Annotated in this window: 14 protein-coding genes; 9 read left to right on the top strand and 5 right to left on the bottom strand. The window is 63.5% G+C overall.

The annotated features are described in order from the left end of the window. Positions 1 to 15 precede the first annotated feature (15 nt). The gene (locus ANI01nite_RS11075) at positions 16 to 585 is read left to right on the top strand and encodes a GtrA family protein (RefSeq protein WP_038989884.1); all 570 of its coding nucleotides are present in this window, start codon (positions 16 to 18) and stop codon (positions 583 to 585) included. On the opposite strand, the gene ANI01nite_RS11070 is transcribed toward ANI01nite_RS11075, so the two are convergent. Then, positions 582 to 1,310, bottom strand: coding sequence for a TIGR03089 family protein (locus ANI01nite_RS11070; RefSeq protein WP_141358004.1), 729 nt, complete (start codon positions 1,308 to 1,310; stop codon positions 582 to 584). The two genes, ANI01nite_RS11075 and ANI01nite_RS11070, sit on opposite strands and share 4 nt — an antisense overlap. Positions 1,311 to 1,598: 288 nt before the next feature. Between ANI01nite_RS11070 and ANI01nite_RS17110 the strand changes: the two genes are divergently transcribed. Genes ANI01nite_RS17110 through ANI01nite_RS11050 form a run of 4 tightly spaced genes read left to right on the top strand, consistent with a single transcriptional unit; the run spans position 1,599 to position 9,098 of the window. Beyond that, the gene (locus ANI01nite_RS17110; protein ID WP_073706835.1) at positions 1,599 to 2,123 is read left to right on the top strand and encodes a WhiB family transcriptional regulator; all 525 of its coding nucleotides are present in this window, start codon (positions 1,599 to 1,601) and stop codon (positions 2,121 to 2,123) included. Next, the gene (locus tag ANI01nite_RS16870; protein ID WP_176586724.1) at positions 2,123 to 5,599 is read left to right on the top strand and encodes a glycosyltransferase family 2 protein; all 3,477 of its coding nucleotides are present in this window, start codon (positions 2,123 to 2,125) and stop codon (positions 5,597 to 5,599) included. Before ANI01nite_RS17110 ends, ANI01nite_RS16870 begins: the two co-directional genes overlap by 1 nt. Continuing rightward, complete coding sequence (locus ANI01nite_RS11055; RefSeq protein ID WP_141358000.1) at positions 5,599 to 8,142, top strand: DUF5719 family protein; 2,544 nt, start codon at positions 5,599 to 5,601, stop codon at positions 8,140 to 8,142. The genes ANI01nite_RS16870 and ANI01nite_RS11055 overlap by 1 nt, the downstream gene beginning before the upstream one ends. Before the next feature lie 26 nt (positions 8,143 to 8,168). Then, complete coding sequence (locus tag ANI01nite_RS11050) at positions 8,169 to 9,098, top strand: COX15/CtaA family protein (protein WP_073706626.1); 930 nt, start codon at positions 8,169 to 8,171, stop codon at positions 9,096 to 9,098. Positions 9,099 to 9,110: 12 nt separating this feature from the next. Here the strand turns inward: ANI01nite_RS11050 and ANI01nite_RS11045 are convergent, their stop codons facing one another. Next, on the bottom strand, positions 9,111 to 9,569 hold the full coding sequence (locus tag ANI01nite_RS11045) for a metallopeptidase family protein (RefSeq protein ID WP_141357998.1): 459 nt from the start codon (positions 9,567 to 9,569) through the stop codon (positions 9,111 to 9,113). Positions 9,570 to 9,660: 91 nt separating this feature from the next. On the opposite strand from ANI01nite_RS11045, the gene ANI01nite_RS11040 reads away from it, so the two are divergent. Further along, on the top strand, positions 9,661 to 10,062 hold the full coding sequence (locus ANI01nite_RS11040) for a DUF3499 domain-containing protein (RefSeq protein WP_218024321.1): 402 nt from the start codon (positions 9,661 to 9,663) through the stop codon (positions 10,060 to 10,062). Between the two features lie 208 nt (positions 10,063 to 10,270). Continuing rightward, positions 10,271 to 11,734, top strand: a complete 1,464-nt coding sequence (locus tag ANI01nite_RS11035) for a TIGR01906 family membrane protein (protein WP_141357994.1) — start codon at positions 10,271 to 10,273, stop codon at positions 11,732 to 11,734. Positions 11,735 to 11,805: 71 nt separating this feature from the next. On the opposite strand, the gene ANI01nite_RS11030 is transcribed toward ANI01nite_RS11035, so the two are convergent. Together ANI01nite_RS11030 and ANI01nite_RS11025 are read right to left on the bottom strand one after the other, a co-directional pair. Continuing rightward, complete coding sequence (locus ANI01nite_RS11030; RefSeq protein WP_141357992.1) at positions 11,806 to 13,647, bottom strand: AMP-dependent synthetase/ligase; 1,842 nt, start codon at positions 13,645 to 13,647, stop codon at positions 11,806 to 11,808. A gap of 78 nt (positions 13,648 to 13,725) precedes the next feature. Beyond that, positions 13,726 to 15,336 (bottom strand): dolichyl-phosphate-mannose--protein mannosyltransferase, encoded by a 1,611-nt coding sequence (locus tag ANI01nite_RS11025; protein WP_141358163.1) that lies wholly within the window; start codon positions 15,334 to 15,336, stop codon positions 13,726 to 13,728. Positions 15,337 to 15,404: 68 nt separating this feature from the next. Between ANI01nite_RS11025 and rsmI the strand changes: the two genes are divergently transcribed. After that, positions 15,405 to 16,265, top strand: coding sequence for a 16S rRNA (cytidine(1402)-2'-O)-methyltransferase (rsmI, locus tag ANI01nite_RS11020; RefSeq protein WP_141357990.1), 861 nt, complete (start codon positions 15,405 to 15,407; stop codon positions 16,263 to 16,265). A gap of 138 nt (positions 16,266 to 16,403) precedes the next feature. Continuing rightward, a complete protein-coding gene (locus ANI01nite_RS11015) occupies positions 16,404 to 17,891 on the top strand; it encodes an NAD-dependent succinate-semialdehyde dehydrogenase (RefSeq protein ID WP_073706631.1) in 1,488 nt (495 codons plus the stop codon). A gap of 82 nt (positions 17,892 to 17,973) precedes the next feature. Here ANI01nite_RS11015 and ANI01nite_RS16710 read toward each other — a convergent pair. Next, a partial coding sequence (locus ANI01nite_RS16710; protein ID WP_170214630.1) for a hypothetical protein occupies positions 17,974 to 18,295 on the bottom strand: 322 nt, incomplete at its 5' end.

Below are 18,295 nucleotides of genomic sequence, written 5' to 3'. Positions count from 1 at the left end.
TTCCCTGGAGGACAATTGCTCGAGCGCATCAAACTCAAAATAGCCGGACTCATCTCGCTGCTGTGGCGTGAGGTGGCGAAGTTCGGCGTGGTCGGTGGCGTTGCGTTCGTCATCGACTCGGGGATCTACGTCTGGCTCCTGCATGGTCCCATGAGCGATTCGCAGGTCAAGGCAAAGATCGTCGCTGGTGTCGTCGCGACGATGTTCTCCTGGGTAGCCAACCGCTACTGGACCTTCCGCCACCGCCGCCAGGCCAATGTGCTGCGCGAACTGGTGATGTTCATCATTATGAATGCCATCGGCCTGGGCATTGCAGCGGCCTGCGTGTGGGTCACCAAATACTGGTTGGGCCTGACCGATCCAACCTCGGTGTTCATCGCAGGTTCGGTCGTCGGCCTGGTGCTCGGCACGATTTTCCGTTTCTTCGCCTACCGTTTCTGGGTCTTCGGCAAGGAGATGGACCAGGAAGAAGCCTTTGCCCATGACCACGAGGTTCTGGGCAAGCACAAGGCCGATACCGACACCGAACCAGCGGGTTCCGCTGGCCAGGGCGATACCGGCACCGTGCCGACGGTGGTTCGCTAGTCCTGAGGCGAATAGTCGAAGCTGATGCGTTCGCCGTCGCGCAGGCGCGCGGTCACTTCCACTCCATCTTCGACTAGCACAATTCCATCTCCTGCCGCCCACTGGCCGATGGCATAAGGCAGCAAGTCGAGCACAGGCAGCTCGGCACGCACGAGAATGGTTCCTTGGCTCTTCGCCTCGGCACCGAAGAGCGTGGCAAGGCTGATCGGGGCGCCGCCATTGGTTGCGATGGCTGTTGCACCACCAGCAACCGGCGAGGGATAGAACTGGTCGCCATAGGAACGCACGGAGGCATTGAAGTCTTCTGCGACCGGGCCGAGATCCGAGCCGAAGGACAGCGCGAGAGCTGCCGGGTTCACGGCGAGGATTTCACAGCTGCCGGGGATGCGCTCATCATTCGGCTGGGCGGTAACCCAAAGCGTTGCCTGCTGGGCATCATCATGCTCGGCATCAACCAGCGTGGCGCCATGATGCAGGGCGGCCAGAGCCACCACCAGCGACTTCCAATGCGCTGGCAGGTCAAGCACCACGAGCGAGTCTTCTTCGAGGTCGAAAACCTCGCCCAGGAGATTGGCGCTTTTCGCGACCCAATTGTCGAATACCCGTCCGGAGAGCTCGATGCGTTCCCCGCTGGCGGAGTACCAGGTAAGCCACGGCGAGGCCGAGGCGCGCCGCGGCGCGAGGAGATTCTCCACAAAGGTTCCTGATTGCAGGGTGTTGCTCATTGGGTGTCCTTAAATTTAATTACTGAGAATTCACCGAGAATTCAGCCAAGACAGGACATGCCCGTCTCATCTGCATCTTTTGACGGCGTGTTGTGCCGGGAGTTTCCTGAGAAGTCTTCTTAGAATGACCTCCCCACTTGACTCTAGCGGAGTTACACGGCTGTAATTAGATGGTGAGTCCCGGCAGGTTCATCACTTTTCGCTAGTTCGATGGAATAAATGCTGCCGGATGGATCGGGAGCAGTGATGGTCCGATCTTCTCAAACCAATCGAAAGGTCAACATCACCATGGCGAATCTGGAGCAGGGGTACTCCGAATTTTCGACCTCGGCTGTTGCGTCGGCTCAATACGGGCTGGAGGACGCACCATCCGACTGGTTTGTCGATCCTCAAGCCGGTGAGTCCGCACGGGTTGCAGTTGCAGCCGATCTGGAGACCGCGGCCGACAACTTCTTGAAAGAACACGACACGTTATCCGACACCGAAGAAATCTCCTCGGTTGGATCCTGGGCGCCGGAGCTCGATGAAGATGACGAAGTGCGCGAGACCATCAAGGCAGTATGGCTTGGTGTTGGCGGAGAAGTTGACGAGGGTGAGCTGGGCTGGCAGGCCCGTGCCCTGTGCGCACAGACCGACCCCGAGGCATTCTTCCCTGAAAAGGGCGGCTCGACCCGCGACGCGAAACGTGTCTGCGGCGCATGTGTTGTCCGTTCGGAATGTCTAGAATATGCCTTGAGCAATGATGAGCGCTTCGGAATCTGGGGAGGGCTCTCAGAGCGTGAACGTCGCCGTCTACGGAAACGAGCAATCTAATTCGTCCGCCAATTCACGTCACCGCCATCGTTGCTTCGCACGATGGCGCTGACTTTTTACCACGCACTTTGGCCGCACTGCGCAACCAGTCGCGGCCTATCGAACGCTTTGTCGGAGTCGACGCATCGTCCTCCGACGCATCGCTAGAGGTCCTGCGGGCGAACTTGCCGTCGAACGCCGCCCTGCTGGTGGCCGATGAGGGGTCGTTGGGACTGTCGCTGGAAGTGGCGGTGTCGCAGCTGCCCGAAGCGCGTGCGGACCGCGACGAATGGCTGTGGATCATCCACGATGACTCCATGCCTGCTCCCGACGCGCTGGAACAGCTGACCCGCACCGTCGAGGCTTCCGAGTCCGTCTCCATTGCCGGATGCAAGCTGCTGGACATCGACAACCCCCGCCACCTGGTGGAAGTGGGCCTGAGCGTCGACCGCAAGGCCCAGCGCCTGACCATGATCGACATCGACGAAGTCGACCAGGGCCAGTACGACGGACGCAGCGACTACTTCGCCGTGTCCTCCGCCGGCATGTTCATCCGCCGCGAGGTCTTCGAGCAGCTGGGCGGATTCGACCCGGCGATCCCGGGCCGCGGCGACGACGTGGACCTGTGCTGGCGCAACCGCCTGGCCGGGCACCGTGTGGTCGTGGTGCCCAGCGCCAAGATGTACCACCAGGTCGAAGTTGTCGACTCGCTGGCTGGTCCGCGCGAAGCCAAGCGCTCCGAAGTCTTCCAGCGCCTGAAGTTCGCTTCGCCAGCGGTGCTGCCCTTCTTGTGGATCGGGTTGCTGCTCGGCGGCATCGGCCACTTCCTCGTGGCCTTGCTGGCCAAGGACCCGGGCCACGGGTTCGGCCATTTGGGATCGGTACTGCGCGGGCTGTTCTCCCCGGGCAAGCTGGCGGCCTCGCGCCGCAATGTCGCCCAGATCCGCGAGATTCCGCGCCGCCAGGTCCGCAAGCTGATGGTCTCCGGTGCCCAGGTGCGCGAGTACCGCCGCAATGTGAATACCGGACGTGCCGATGGCGAAGTCTATGGCGATGGCAGTGGTGCCGACGCCATGGTTGAACCCAGCGGCGACAACTTCTCCGACTTCGTGCGGATCGCCCGTCCGCCGCGCACCACCGCGGTGCTCTCGCTGATCCTGGCTCTGCTGCTCTCCGCGGCGGCCTCCCTGATCGCATGGCGCAGCCTGTTCGGCTCCACCGCGCTGTCCGGCGGCGCGCTGCGCCCGCTGTCCAACAGCAGCCGGGAAATCGGCGCCAACGCCCTGTCCTGGTGGCAGAACATCACCACCGGCTTGAGCGCCCCGCCGGATAATTCCGACTTGCTGTTCTGGCTTTTCTCGCTGGTGACCTTCAACCATGCCAATGAAGCCTCCGTCTATCTCTTCTTCGCCGCGATGCCGCTGGCAGCACTCACCGCCTGGTGGGGGATTGGCGCGGTCAGCCGCTCCCGCGCGGTGCGGTTCCTTGCCGCGCTGATCTGGGCGCTGCTGCCGTCACTGATTTCTTCGCTGGCCTCCGGACGCATCGGCTCGGTGCTGATCCACATCTTGCTACCGCTGTTCTTCCTGGCGATTATCCGCGCCATGAACGCCCATGTGGCGATCGAGGGCGCGAAGCCGAAGAACGCGAAGCAGCAGTCGGTTTCCGCGTGGACCGCCTCGGCCAGCGCCGCATTGCTGCTCTGGGTGATCTCCGCCGGCTCCGTCTCCTTCTTCCTGACCGCGAGCATCCTGGTCTACGTGCTGGCCTTCTTCTCTGTGCGCCGCGCACGCAGCCTGTGGTGGATCCCGCTGCCTGCGATCGTGTGGAACCTTCCGCTGCTGTTCGCCGGCCTGGGCGATGCACGGCTGCTGTTCACCGAGCCCGGCGCCGCGAATGCGTTCACGCCGGCTGCCCCGTGGCAGATGCTGCTGGGCTTCCCGGAATCCTTCAACGCCAACGCCTCTCTGGTGGGCTGGGACTTCCTGCCTGCCGGACCGTGGGCCCTGGTCGCAGCCCTGCTGGTCGGTGCCCCGATCGTCGCGCTGGCGGTCTTCGGAACCTTGAGTTCTTCGTTCAGCCACAGCGCCAGCATGCGCCGCAACTCCCGCCGCCTGCTGTGGGGCGCGGTGCTGTCGCTGGCAGCGGGCTGGGCCGTCGGCTTTGTGCCCTTCACCCTGGACTCGCATACCACGGTGAGCGCCTACACCGGCCCGTACGTTTCCTTCGCCATGTTCGCGCTGCTGGTAGCTGCCGCCAACGCGTTGGCCGCCCTGCGCCACGAGGACCAGCCGCGCTCAATGCGTGCCGCCGGTTCCCGTCCGGCGATGAGCATGATGGCCGCTTTCAGTGTGCTTGCCGTGCTGGCCTCGGGCTGCGTGCTGCTCGGCGCCCAGCTGAATCCGGCAGCCGAATCCGAAACGCTGACCGCGATGAACTCGGCCCAGCAGGTCCACGGCTCGCAGCCGCGCACCCTGCCGGCAACCGCAGCCGATGCAGGCCGCTCCGAGTTCCAGAAGCGCACCCTGGTGCTCAGCCCGCGGTCCTCCGGCGAGATCGACAGCCAGCTGGTCTCGGGTTCCGGCGAGACGCTGGACAGCATCAGCCGCTACTCGCAGGTCAAGCAGCTGGCCGGTCCGCTGCTGGAGCCTGAGCGCAATGAAGATTCCGCCACCGCAAAGGTCCAGAGCAATGCCGTAGCGATGCTGCTGTCCGAATCCGCGTTGGACTCGCGCGAGTCCTTGCGCGACTTGGGCGTGGGCTTCGTGGTGCTGAACGAAACCGGCGAATCCGTCCCGGCGACCGTACGCACCTTGGATGCGGCAACGGGGTTGGCGTCGGTTGGCCAGACCGACAGCGGCTGGCTGTGGCGCGTGGACTACGAAGCCGATGACGAGCAGCAAAGCGCTGGCTTTGCCCGGATCGTCTCCGCCGATGGAGACGTGACGGTCTTGCCGACCCAGCGTGGCAAGATCACCAATCTGCAGATCCCGTCCGCGGATTCCGAGCGCACGCTGGTCCTGGCTACCGCGTCGGATCCGAAGCTGCGCGCCAGCGTCGATGGCGAATCCCTGCGTTCGGTGGCCTATCCCGAGGATTCGGAAACCCGTTGGGCCCAGGCCTACGAGCTTCCTGCCGAGGGCGGCAAGCTGACCTTGTCGCACAAGGACTCCATGGCCATTCCGGTGCTGCTGCTCAGTGCAGTAGTTCTGCTGATCACGGTGCTGCTGGCCATTCCAGTGCCAAGTTCGCGCCGATTGGCCAACTACCGGAACATCGAATACCGCTTCCGCGAACCACGCGGCGAGAATGAAGAACTTGCCGATGGTTCGGCAGTTCTGGCCGCGGCCGAAGTCCAGAGCCCGGCGACGGCCACCGGAACGATGCCGTTGAGCCGCCGCGAGGCACGCGAACGCGCCAGCGAGATTCGTGAGAACTTGACCCCGAAGCTCAGCGACCGGATTTCGGATGCTGATGCCGAGCAGGAGAAGAAGTAGTGAGCGACGAGAAGAACGTGGACTCAGCGGATTCTGCTGACCAGCCAACTGCACAAACCCCGGCCCCGAAGCCGGTATCGGCACAGCCGGAAGCCAAGGACGCCACCCCGGTGTCGGCGACGCTCTCGCGTGCCGAGGCCAAGGCCGCCAAGGCCAGGGCCAAGGTCGATGCCAAGCTGGAGAAGGCTCGCGCCAAGGAGGCCCAAGCCCGGGCCAAGACCGAGGCGAAGGAAGCGGCGAAGGCCGCGAAGGCTGAGCCCAAGGCCGCTAAGCAGGAAGATCCAAAGCCAGAACAGCTGCCCGAGGCGGACTCCGGCGCAAAGGACAGCAAGGTAACCTCGCCTGCTGCGGTTCCGGCCGACGAGCAGGCTGAAGACAAGCGCGAAGCACAGGAACAGGCACCCAAGCCTGATTCCGTTCAGGACGGCTCAGCCAAGGACGACTCCGCCAAGACCAGCACGGTGGCCCCCGAAGCCGCGCCCGCCAAGCCGGCAACGGCTGGTGAGTCCGCTGCCGGCAAGACCGATGCAGCAGCCAACCCAGAACCGGTTGCCAAGCCGGATCACGTCGCCGAGGCGGAGCCTGCCAAGGAGGAGAGCGCAACGGCAGTAGCCGGCAATGCCGATTCTGCACCTGCGCGCGAGGTTGAGCCGAAGACCTCCTCCGCCCAGGATCCAGAAGCTGGTGCCGCCGCGGCAGCCGTTGCTGCCGCAGGGAAGGCCAAAGCCGGCGATTCACAGTCCGGAGAAGAAGCCGCGACGGCACAAGCACCGGAAGATCCGAAAGCCGCCAAGCGCCGCCAGAAGTTGGAGAAGGTCCGCGCACGGAAAGCCGCGAAAGCTGCTCCTGCGGCTGCCAGCACGGCTGCTCATCCGGCAGCCGAGCCGGAGGCGGAGCCTGCAGACGGCAAGGTAGCCGAGCGCCGCCACAAGCTGGACAAGGCCCGAGCCGCGGCTTCCAAGGATGCGGTGTCCGCGCCGGTGCGGAAGAAAACCGGCGCGGTACTGCTCAGCCTGGCTGCGGTGGTGGCCGCCGGAGCTGTCGTAGGCGCCGGATCGATTTTTGCCCCGGCACCGGCCGAGAAGTCGTTGCCGGCTGCCGTGACGAACCTGCCCGCCGGCGACTCCAGCAGCGTCTGCCCGGGAACCCCGCAGCTGCTCAAGGGCGTGGAAGGCACCGACGCGCAGTTCGCCCCCGGTGCCAAGGATGTTTCCAGCAACCTGCGCAGCATTGCCGTATCGGATCTGGCCAAACGCATTCCCGGTTCATCCTTCACCAAGCTTGATGGCAGCGATGCGCGTCAGCTGACCGAGCGCATCGCCGAGGATGAAGCTGCCGAGGCCCGTGGCGCCGATGAGGAGGGGCTGACCGGGCGCGCCAGCAAGATCTCAACTGCCAACGATATCGATGACACCCAGGTCTACACGTTGCAGCCGCTGGGCCAACTAGCTTCGAAGGGCAGCGCCCTGCGCAGCTACCAGGCCAAGGACGGCGACCTCGCCGGACTTGCCGCCGCAACATGCCAGGCTCCGGCATCCAACTGGCGCTTCACCGGCCTGCAGACCAGCACCGGATCCACCAGCGTGATGCATTTGGCCAACCCAACGCACACCACGGCCCAGGTGTCCCTGCGTCTTCGGGGCCCGGACGGCCTGATCGACACCTCCACGCTGCAGAACATTGTCCTGGCAGCGGGGGAGAGCCGGGCGATCGTGCTCGGCGGCTATGCGCAGGACTTGAATTCCATTTCGGCCGAGGTCACCAGCCTCGGTGGCAAGATCACCGCCTCGGTCCAGCAGGCCGCCTTGCGCGGCTTGACCCCATCGGGTGTTGAACTGGTCGGCGCGAACGCGACGGCATCCAACAGCCAGGTGATTCCGGGCGTGTGGATCGAGAGCAAGGAAAATGTTTCCAAGCTGAGCAAGGACGACAAATCCCTGGTTCCGCAGCTGCATGTCTCGGCGACCGGCTCCTCGGGCGCCGGATTCAAGGTGAAGGTCCTGGGGGCTGACGGTGAAGTTGCTGCCAGCTTCGACGAGAACCTTGCCGTTGATTCGGACGCCACGAAGGTCGTGAACCTGAACCAGTTGGCTGGCGGGTACTACACGGTGGTCGTCGAATCCGATGCCCCGGTCACCGCAGCGGTGAAGATGGTCCGCGGCGCTGATCCCAAGGATTCCTCGGACACTGCGTGGGCGGCCAGCTCCAATGTGCTCGCCGGGACGCAAGCCATGCCGCTGTCGGCTAACGGCACCGGCAAATTCGCCATCGCCGCCGTCGCGGCGGACTCGGCGGTGGAAGCAGTGGTCGTCAATAAGGACGGCAAGCTGGAGGACCCAGAGAAACTGCAGATCAAGGCCGGCCAAAGCATTGTCTTTGATCCGAAGTCGGTCTCCGACGACGCCCAGGCAGTCATCTTCTCGACGGATGCCAACGCCTACCTGGCCCAGCTGGTGCTCGGCTCGGACCGTTCCATCGCCTGGGCTGCCATGCCGCAGGCGAATGCCGGACGCGACGGCATTGTGGTGAACATCGGCGGCTAGGAACGCGCCATTAAGGAACTGGAACTTTGACGACTCCCTTCGCGTGGCTGGCGCAGCGGATCAGGCTGGAGCGGCGCTCGCTCAAGGCGGCCTCGCTCTCGGCGATGATCGCGGCAATCCTGATTATCGTCGGCGGCGGTGTCGTGCGCGTCACCGGTTCCGGGCTGGGTTGCCCGGACTGGCCAACCTGCACCGGCGGTTCCATCGCCCCAACCGCTGAAATGGGAATTCACGCGACCATCGAGTTCGTGAATCGGCTGCTCACCTTTGTGCTGTGCGCCGCCGTCGGCTGGGTCATCATTGCCGCCCGCCTGCAACGCGAGCCGGTTCCGGGCATCACCCGATGGGCATGGTTCCAATTCTGGCTTGTCGTGCTCAATGCGGTCATCGGCGGAATCACCGTTTGGGTGAAACTGAACCCCTATGTCGTGGCCGCGCATTTCCTGGCCGCAACCTTGCTGCTCACCGCCGCGGCGGCAACTTGGGACAAGGTCCAGAATCTGGGCTTTGCCAGCGAGGCGGCCAGCACCGATTCGCTCAAGTCGATGGGAACCTGGCTCGTGGCGATCAGCGCACTGCTGGTCATCATCGGCACCGGGGTGACCGGATCAGGCCCGCATGCAGGGGACTCGGCCGAGGTCCCGCGGATGGGCTTCGACTGGCTGCAGATCACCATCGTGCATGCCGCCGCAGCTGTCGGCGCGCTGGTTGTTGCCCTGGTGCTGTGGCATCAGGCAAGACAGCAGCAAGTTCCGGTTGTGGCGCACAAGGCCAAGCTGTTCATCTGGGTATTGGCCGGGCAGGGGCTGATCGGGGTGGTCCAGGCCGTGACCAGCTTGCCAGAGCTGCTGGTGGTGGCCCACTTGGTAGGTTCTGCGCTGGTCTGGATCGGCGCCGTGCGCGTTGGCTTGGCCTCTCATGCAACGGCACGTGGCATCCAGCCCCAAAACAGCTAGGGAAATGTCCGCTTAGAAGTCAGGATCCTCAGGGAAATACATGGGATCGACTTCCGAGATCGGCTTCATCCAGAGCTGGGCGACCTCATGCACCACGCACTGGTGGACCAGGTCCAGGAGTTCGCCGGCGTTCTCCGCAATCTGCTCGATGGGCAACCGGTAAATGACGATGCGCGCTGGCCGGCCGGGCGCAGCCGGCTTGGAGGATGCCAGCGGCACCCGCTCGCCCAGCGCGGCAGCCTGTTCCAGCAACTTTCCGCTGGGCACCGGATCGATCAGGAAATCTATCTTCTCGATTTCTCCGGGCCAGCGATGCGACAGCCGTTGCGCGCTGGCCATCACCGCATCATCGAATCTTTCCGGGCGCGAACGGTAGGCGGGAAGATGCATGGGCATCAGCGGGCCACGCCGCCCGCGTCCGTGGCGGCCGCGCCGCGGACCGCTGGGACGATCAGGCAACTTAGAGCTCATTAATTCAGCCTAGCGCGTCGGGCGCTGTGCCGATGCACATGAGCCCGCAATTGGGCGAAGATCCCAAAGATGTGCCGGCCGGCGAAGTAGAATGGGAAGCGTGGAAGGTCTTCGTCTTTGTTCTCGCCCTGCCTGCCGTGAAGCGGCCCGCGCTACTCTTACCTACGTATACGCAGATTCAACTGCCGTTCTTGGACCTTTGGCGACATACCCCGAACCGCATTGCTATGACCTGTGTGCCCAGCATGCCAACCGCCTGACTGTTCCCAGCGGCTGGAACCTGATCCGTGGAGCCATCCCGGACGTGCTGGAACCGGAGGACGAACTGAATGCCTTGGTGAATGCCGTCCGCGATCGGGAACCGAAGGTTCGCCAACCACGCCACGCATCGAATTCGCCCATTGATTCGGTCCGTACCCGCGAAACCAGTACCCAGCGCTTCGACTCCCGGGTCCGCTTGGCTGTTCTTCCGGCGGCCGACGAAGAATCCTAGACCTCTTTCCCACGAATTCTTGAAGCTGCCTCCGTTCGTTGGCGGCATTTGCCCCACCGCTTTGTGTCCTAGCTGAAACCCGTTTTTGGTGTGGTAATCCGCCGGATGGCTGGGCGTGCTGGATATGCTAAAGGCGCATGGGCCGTGTTCGGCCCATGATGCGACCCTGAAACAGCACACCATCGCGCGAATTGCAGGAGGACTCCTCATGGCTGAGGCGGCGAAGAACCCCACTGGAGGGCAAGGATCTACGGGCCAGCCGGCACCGGCTGCCACTGGCAACGTGCCAAGCCCACAGGCCAGCCTGAGCCAAAAAGCTGAAGAGCTCACTGCGCGCCTGGAACAGCACAAGAACCAGGCCCAAGCCGACGCCGTTGCCCAACGGGAAAAGGCCCGCAAGGAGGCTATCCGCCGCGCGATGTCAGGCAAGACCGAAGCCGATGCCAAGAACCCTGCTCCAGCACCAGCGGACAAGGCGCGGCCTGCCCCGGTAAAGCCAGCCGCAGCCAAGGCCCCGTCAGCCAAGGCCCCGTCAGCCAAGCCAGCCGCAGCCAAGGCACCTGCAGCCAAGCCAGCTGCGGCCAAGCCGGCCGCGGCGAAGCCAGCCGCCGCCAAGCCGGCTGCGGCCAAGCCGGCCGCCGCCAAGCCGGCAGCCAAAGAGCCGGTGGAAGATGTCATCCGCGCCATCAAGCTGCCGCACGAAATCGAAGCCGAGAAGCGTGCGCAGAGCGAAGCCAAGGCAACAGCTGGAAAGACCGCAGAGCCGCAAGCCGACGAGAAGAGCTCCACTGCGCAAAGCGTGCCGCCGGTGTCCGCCGCTCCGAAGACCGGATCCCTGCCGACAACCAAGGCAGCCGTCGCCCAAGCGCGCAATCGCGTCTTCGGCAGCTACGCCCCAGAGCCAGAACCCTCCGAAGCGGCGATGAAGCGCAGGGTTGCACGTGAACGGGCGCTGAACTCGAAGCCTGCCCTCGGGCGCACGGCGCAGGTGATTGTGGCGCTGGTCTTCCCGTTGCTGACCCTGATTGCCGCGATCCGCTTGGTCGCTACACCGGCGTTCCTTGCCCTGTCCTACGGCCGCCCTGGATTCCCTAGCGATTCCTTCGGCTTCACCGATGCCGAGCGCCTGACCTACGGCAGCTACGGGGTGGACTACCTGAACAACTTCGCCGGACCGGAATACCTGTCCGGGCTGAAGCTTTCCACCGGTTCAAGCATGTTCACCGAGGGGGAGGTCCAGCACATGGTGGACGTGAAGAACCTCATCGGGTTCGCCTACATCCTCGGAGCGGTGCTCGCGGTCATCTTGATTATCGGGATCTGGTATCTGGCCAAGCGCTATGCAGGCGGCGTACGCCGTGCGTTGTTCTCCGGAGCCATCTTGGCCTTGGTCGGCATTGCAGCCTTGGCAGTCTTTGCGATCATGGGATGGGATAACTTCTTCACCCAGTTCCACGCGTTGTTCTTCTCAGACGGCACCTGGACCTTCAACGTCAGCGATACGCTGATCCGCCTGTACCCGGAGCAGTTCTGGCTCGATAGCGCGATCGCCATTGCCGTGCTGGTGCTGGCCACCATCATCGCCGTGATCATCAGCTGCTGGCCTACCGGGCGCCGTCGCGAGGCAGCCCGGCTGCGCCAGGAGGCCCGCGCCTTCGGCATTGGCAACTAGCCGGCACAGGCTATAAACAGCAGGGGAGCAGTTCACCATGAACTGCTCCCCTTGGCTATTTCCAGCGAGAATTATTTGCGGTAGAGGGCTTCCACCCGGTCTTCGAATTCCTCGAGAACGCTCTGGCGCTTGAGCTTCAGCGAGTTCGTCAGGTGCCCCGAAGCTTCGGTGAATTCCTCTTCCAGCACCACGAACTTGCGAATAGACTCGGCCTTGGAAACGGTCAAGTTGGCGGTATCCACGTAGCCTTGGACTTCGGCGATCACCGCAGGATCAACTGCCGCCTCAGCCAGGGTCATTGCCCCAAGGCCCTTGGCCTTGGCCCACACTGCCAACTCTTCGGGATCGAGCGTCATAATGGCCGTGATGAATGGGCGCTGTTCGCCGGCCAGCACGCACTGGGCCACGATGCGTCCGGCGCGGACCATCTCTTCCAGCGGGCCTGGCGAGACATTCTTGCCCCCGGCGGTGACGATCAGTTCCTTCTTGCGACCGGTCACCTGCAGGAATCCGCCATCATCCAGGACACCGGTATCGCCGGTCTTGAAATAGCCGTCTTCGTCGAAAACCTCGGCCGTGGCTGCAGGGTTGTTGTGGTAGCTGGCGAAAACTCCGATGCCCTTGACCAGGATTTCACCGTCATCCGCGATCTTGATGGAGGTGCCGGGAATCGGACGGCCCACGGTGCCCACGCGGTTTCGCGATGCCTGATTCACCGTGGCCGGTGCGGTGGTTTCGGTCAGGCCGTAGCCCTCCAGCAGCTGGATGCCGGCGCCGCGGAAGAAGTGCGCCAGATCCGGATTCAGCGCACTGGCTCCGGAGATCGCGTAACCGCACTGGCCGCCGAAAACCGCCTGCAGCTTCGGGTAGAGCACCTTGCTGAAGATGGCATGGCGGGCACGCAAGCCCAACGGCATGCGCGCCTTGAGGCCACGCGACCGCGCATCACGGATCTTGGAGACCTCGATGGCCGCCTGCTCGGCTTTGAGGAAGAGGTCAGCCTTGCCGCCGCGTTCAGCTGTGGCAAGGGCGCTGGTGCGGATCTTCTCGAAGACGCGCGGCACGGCCAGCAGGAAGCCGGGCTTGACCGCGGACATGTCCTCGACCAGGTTGGCCATCGAGCTGGAGTGCGCAATCACCGATCCGCCGTGGATGCAGGTTTGCTGGACGGCACGAGCCAATACGTGGGCCAGCGGAAGGAACATCAGCGTCCGGCGTTCTTCACCGAGCACTTCGAGCATGTTTCCGGCCAGGTTGTGTGCCACCATGGCGAAGTTCGAATGGGTCATATTGCAACCCTTGGGGCGTCCGGTAGTGCCCGAGGTGTAGACCATCGTGGCCACATCCTTGAGGGCCATGGATGCGCGGCGTGACTCGATCAGCTGCTCGTCGATCTGATCGGCCGGAACCATCAGCTGGTGCAGACCGGCGGAGGGGATGAGCGTCGTATCGTCCGCGTCGGAGCCCTCGAAGATATGGGTGCGCACCGGTTCGCCGAGCTGAGCCGCCGCCTGGCGGACGGTAGCGCGCAGCTCATGGTTTTCGGCGAACACCACGCGCGCACCGGAGTCGCGCAGGATCCATTCGACCTGGAAAGCGCTGGAGGTTTCGTAGATTGGCACCGACACGCCGCCGGCGAACCACACGGCTTCCTCGGCCAAGGCCCACTCGTAGCGGGTGCGGGAAATAATGGCGACCTTGTCGCCGGGCTGCAATCCATCATTGATCAGCACCATTGCCAGGCGCTTGACGTCAATGAGGAAATCACCGGCGCTGAGATCATGCCAGGTGCCGTCTCGCTGCACGCTGAACAGCGGGCGTTGTGCGCCGCGTGCTACGCGATCAAGGAGCAGGTTCGTCGTGTTGACCTCTGGTGCCAGATCAGTCAGCAGCTCGACGGTCACTTCTTGCATTGAGGAATTATCCTTTGGAAATCGATGGTCGTCTTAGTGGCCTATTTCATGGAAACAGGTGGCCAAGCCACGGGCGGCCTAGCCCCAGCTGGGGAGCCACACGTGCAAGCGCCAGTAGTCATCCGCGATCATTTCCCCACTCCAGATCGGCCAGAAAAAGGCCGATGTGACTAGGAGCAGCGCCATGAATGCGGTGACCGCGATGACGCGTGACCGGTACACGGCACCGGAATTCGGATGGCGTGGAATGAACCTGCCAATCATATACGTCAATGCGAGCACCATGAACGGGACCAGCGGCAGGGTATAGAAGAAGAACATGGTGCGTTCCGGGTACATCAGCCACGGCAGGAACCCGGCCGCCACCGAGGAGAGGATCGCTCCGGCGCGCCAGTCCCGGGCGCCGATCCACCAGAGAATCAGCAGGAACATGCTGATGGTGCAGGCCCACCACATCAGCGGGTTGGGCAGGTCGGTGATGACCTCGGTGCAGCGGTCCAGCTCGCAGCCGTTGACGCCCTTGTCGTAGCCTTCGAAGTAGAACAGCACGGGACGTCCAGCGAACGGCCACGTCCACGGCGAGGACTGCCAGCCGTGCTCGGAATTCAGCCCGGTATGGAATTCGTAGCCGGCCTGGTGATAGTGCCACAAGGAACGCAGTGGAGCTGGCAGCCAGCTGATGCCTTCGCCGGGGTTCTCCTCGGCCCAATGGCGGTAGCGTCCGCCCTGGGTTACCAGCCATCCGGTCCAGGTGGACAAATAGGTCAGCAGCACCAGCGGCATCATGGTGAAGAAGGAATACACGCCGTCGCGGATGAATGCCGCCGATTGCCACTTGTGGATTCCTGCGGTGCGCCGCGCGCCGAAATCCCAGAGCACCGCCATCAGGCAGAAGACTGCCACGAAGGACAGCGCCGACCACTTGATGCCAACGGCACCGCCGAGCATGATTGCGGCGATCAGCCGCCAAGGACGCCACCAGAGCATGGGGCCATGCATGAGCAGGAAATCATCGGGGCGATTGCCCTCGGGCACCGAGAGCTTCCGTGCCAGCGCGGTTCTGCCATGGATCCGGTCCTTGAGCAAGGCATAGAACGCTGCAAGCACGAAGAACATCAAGAAGATGTCCAGCAATGCGGTGCGCGACATGACAATTGAATGCCCGTCGATGGCCATGAGCAACCCGGCGATGCCGGCCAGGAGGTGGGAACCGAAGAGCAGTCGGGCGCACAGGGTGACGAGCAGAACCGAAAGGGTGCCGATCAGGGCCGTGGAAAAACGCCAGCCGAAGCCGTTGAAGTCGCCGAACAGGAGCATTCCCACGCCGATCATCCACTTGCCCAGCGGCGGGTGGACGATGAAGGAAGATTCATTTTCCAATTGCGGATTGCCTGCGATGAACTGCTCGTCGCTGTCGTCGGCCCATTCGCGCTCATAGCCGCTTTGCAGCATCGCGAAAGCATCCTTGACGTAGTAGGTTTCGTCGAAGATCAGCAGGTGCGGGTGGGCGAGATTGACCATGCGCAGCAGGCCGGCAATGGCTGTTACGACGAGCGGAACGATCCACATCAGCGGGCCGCCAGGGGCCACCACAGGCAGGAGCCGCTGTTTCAGGCTCTCGAAGGTGAAGGCCTGTCGCGCCGAGCGTACGTGGCCGGTGTGCGGAGTGTCTAAAGCCGAGGTGCCCATCACCAGTTCATGCTACCGGTGGAAAGTCCAGAAAGTGGGCTTTTCCTGCGTCGCGTAGGGTTAAGAATGTGCAGAACTCAGATAATGAGGGCGTAATCGTCCTGGGTGCCACCCCGATTGGCAACTTGTCCGATGCTTCCCCGCGTCTGCGGGAGATCATGGCCAGCGCCGATATCATCGCCGCGGAGGACACCAGAAACTTCCATCACCTCGCCAATGCCTTGGGCATCAAGATCACCGCGAAGGTGATGAGCCTGCATGAGCACAACGAGGCCCACAAGCGCTCCGAGGTGATTGAACTGGCCGCCGAGGGCGCTACCGTGCTGGTGGTCTCGGATGCAGGCATGCCGGCGGTCTCGGACCCCGGGTACCCATTGGTGGCAGCCGCTATGAGCGCTGGCATCCGGGTCACCGCGGTACCTGGGCCTTCGGCGGTGCTCACCGCGCTGGCCCTGTCCGGATTGCCCACCGGCCGCTTCACCTTCGAAGGTTTCCTGCCGCGCAAGGCAGGCGAACGCCGCAAGCGCTTGGACTCGCTGCTTGCCGAGGACCGCACCATGGTGTTCTTCGAAGCTCCGCACCGGCTCAACGATTTCCTGGACGCTGCCATCGAAGCCTTCGGCCCGGATCGCCAGGCCGCCGTAGCCCGCGAGCTGACCAAGAAGTTCGAGGAAGTCCGCCGGGATTCGCTGGCGGGACTGCGCGCCTGGGCGGAAGACGGCGTCCGCGGGGAAATTGTCGTGGTCATCCACGGCGCCCCGGAAGCCGAGGCCGCCTCGATCGAGGACCTGCTGCCCAAGGTTGCAGCACTGGTTGACGAAGGCATGCGGATGAAGCAGGCCGTGGCCGAAGTGGCAGAAAAATCCGGCGTGAAGAAACGCGAGCTCTACGAGGCGGTCCTGGCAGCACGTCACGAAGCGGAAAAATAGCCGTGACCGCATAGGCTAAATGCACAATGAATGCTCGCTTCCATGGTGCAGACGGAGATTTACAGCTGCCATCTGCCGGGAATAGCGTAGACATCAAAGACGATCAGTTTTCATTATTTTCTATCAGGAGATGCTCGTATGTCGATTACTGCCCAGCGCGAAGCAGAGCTGCTTGCCAAGGTACCAACCGGCCTGTTGATTAATGGCGAATGGAGGGATGCCTCCGACGGCGGCACCTTCGACGTGCTTGACCCGGCTACCGGCGAGAAGCTGCTGACCCTGTCCAGTGCTACGAGCGAAGATGCCATGGCAGCCCTGGATGCGGCCGACGCTGTCCAGGCCGAATGGGCACTGACCGCACCACGCGAACGCGCAGAGATCCTGCGCCGCGCCTTCGACCTGGTCACCGAGCGCAAGGACGACTTCGCGCTGCTGATGAGCCTGGAAATGGGCAAGCCGCTGGCCGAGGCCTACGGCGAAGTGACCTACGGTGCCGAATTCCTGCGCTGGTTCTCCGAGGAAACCGTACGCCACTACGGCCGCTACATCACCACCCCGGAGGGCAAGAACAAGGTGCTGGTCCAGCACAAGCCGGTTGGCCCCTGCCTGCTGATCACCCCATGGAACTTCCCGCTGGCCATGGCTACCCGCAAGGTCGGACCGGCAGTAGCGGCTGGCTGCACCATGGTGCTCAAGCCAGCCAAGCTGACCCCGCTGACCTCCCAGCTGTTCGCGGCCACCATGATGGAAGCAGGACTTCCAGCTGGCGTGCTGAACGTCGTATCCGGCGCTTCGGCCTCGAAGATCTCTGGCCCGCTGATGGCCGATGACCGCCTGCGCAAGGTGTCCTTCACCGGCTCGACCCCAGTGGGCAAGCAGCTGATGAAGGACGCGGCTGACAAGGTCCTGCGCACCTCGATGGAACTGGGCGGCAACGCTCCATTCATCGTCTTCGAGGATGCCGATCTGGACGCCGCTGTCGAGGGCGCCATGGCCGCCAAGATGCGCAACATGGGCGAAGCCTGCACCGCAGCCAACCGCTTCCTGGTTCACGAGGATGTTGCCGAGGAATTCACCGCCAAGTTCGCCGCGGCGATGAAGGCGCTGAAGCCAGGACGCGGCACCGAAGCCGACACCACCGTGGGCCCGCTGGTCGAGGAAAAGGCCCGCGACGAGGTCCACTCGCTGGTCGAGGCCGCCGTGGCCGCCGGCGCGACCGCCGTCACCGGCGGTGCCCCAGTTGAGGGCCCGGGCTACTTCTACCAGCCAACCGTGCTGGCCAATGTCGCCAACGACGCCAAGATCCTGTCCCAGGAAATCTTTGGCCCAGTGGCACCAGTGACCACCTTCAAGGACGAGGCCCAGGCAATCAAGCTGGCCAACTCCACCGAATACGGTCTGGCTTCCTACATCTACTCGCAGGATCTGAACCGCATGTTCCGCGTTTCCGAGCAGATCGAATTCGGCCTGGTTGGATTCAACGCTGGCGTGATCTCCAACGCCGCTGCTCCATTCGGCGGCGTCAAGCAGTCGGGTCTGGGCCGCGAAGGCGGCGCCGAAGGCCTGGAGGAATACACCACCGTGCAGTACATCGGCATTGCCGATCCATACGCAGCCAAGAAGTAGATTCTCCAGCTCCAGCCAAGGCCCAACCGGAATGCCGGTTGGGCCTTGGCCGGTTAAACCCTCGCCCGATTATATCGGTCTGCTACAGTTTGGCTTGCGTGGACCTGCCCGCGCGGGAATGGCGCGGGTGCATGGAGGCCGGGAACAAGATAGCCATGATGCGCTGGATCAGGCTCAGCTCGCCGCGCAGATTGGACTGGATCGTGTGCAAGGCATCCAGCAGCGTGGAAGCGTCATCAGCGCCCAGATGACGGTTGGCGTAGAAGCTTTCATGGATGACAGTTCTCAAGGACTGCAATTCGTTGGCGATCTGGGGGTGGTCTTCGCCCAGCCGGGTGGTGTAGTCGCCGGCCGACTCGTGGTTGCCGGCTGGTTCCCGGTAATCGGCCCCGATCGCCTGTAGC

The sequence above is a fragment of the Glutamicibacter nicotianae genome (assembly GCF_006539525.1).
GTDB classification, from domain to species: domain Bacteria; phylum Actinomycetota; class Actinomycetes; order Actinomycetales; family Micrococcaceae; genus Glutamicibacter; species Glutamicibacter nicotianae.
This window is presented reverse-complemented; position numbering and strand designations above follow the sequence as displayed.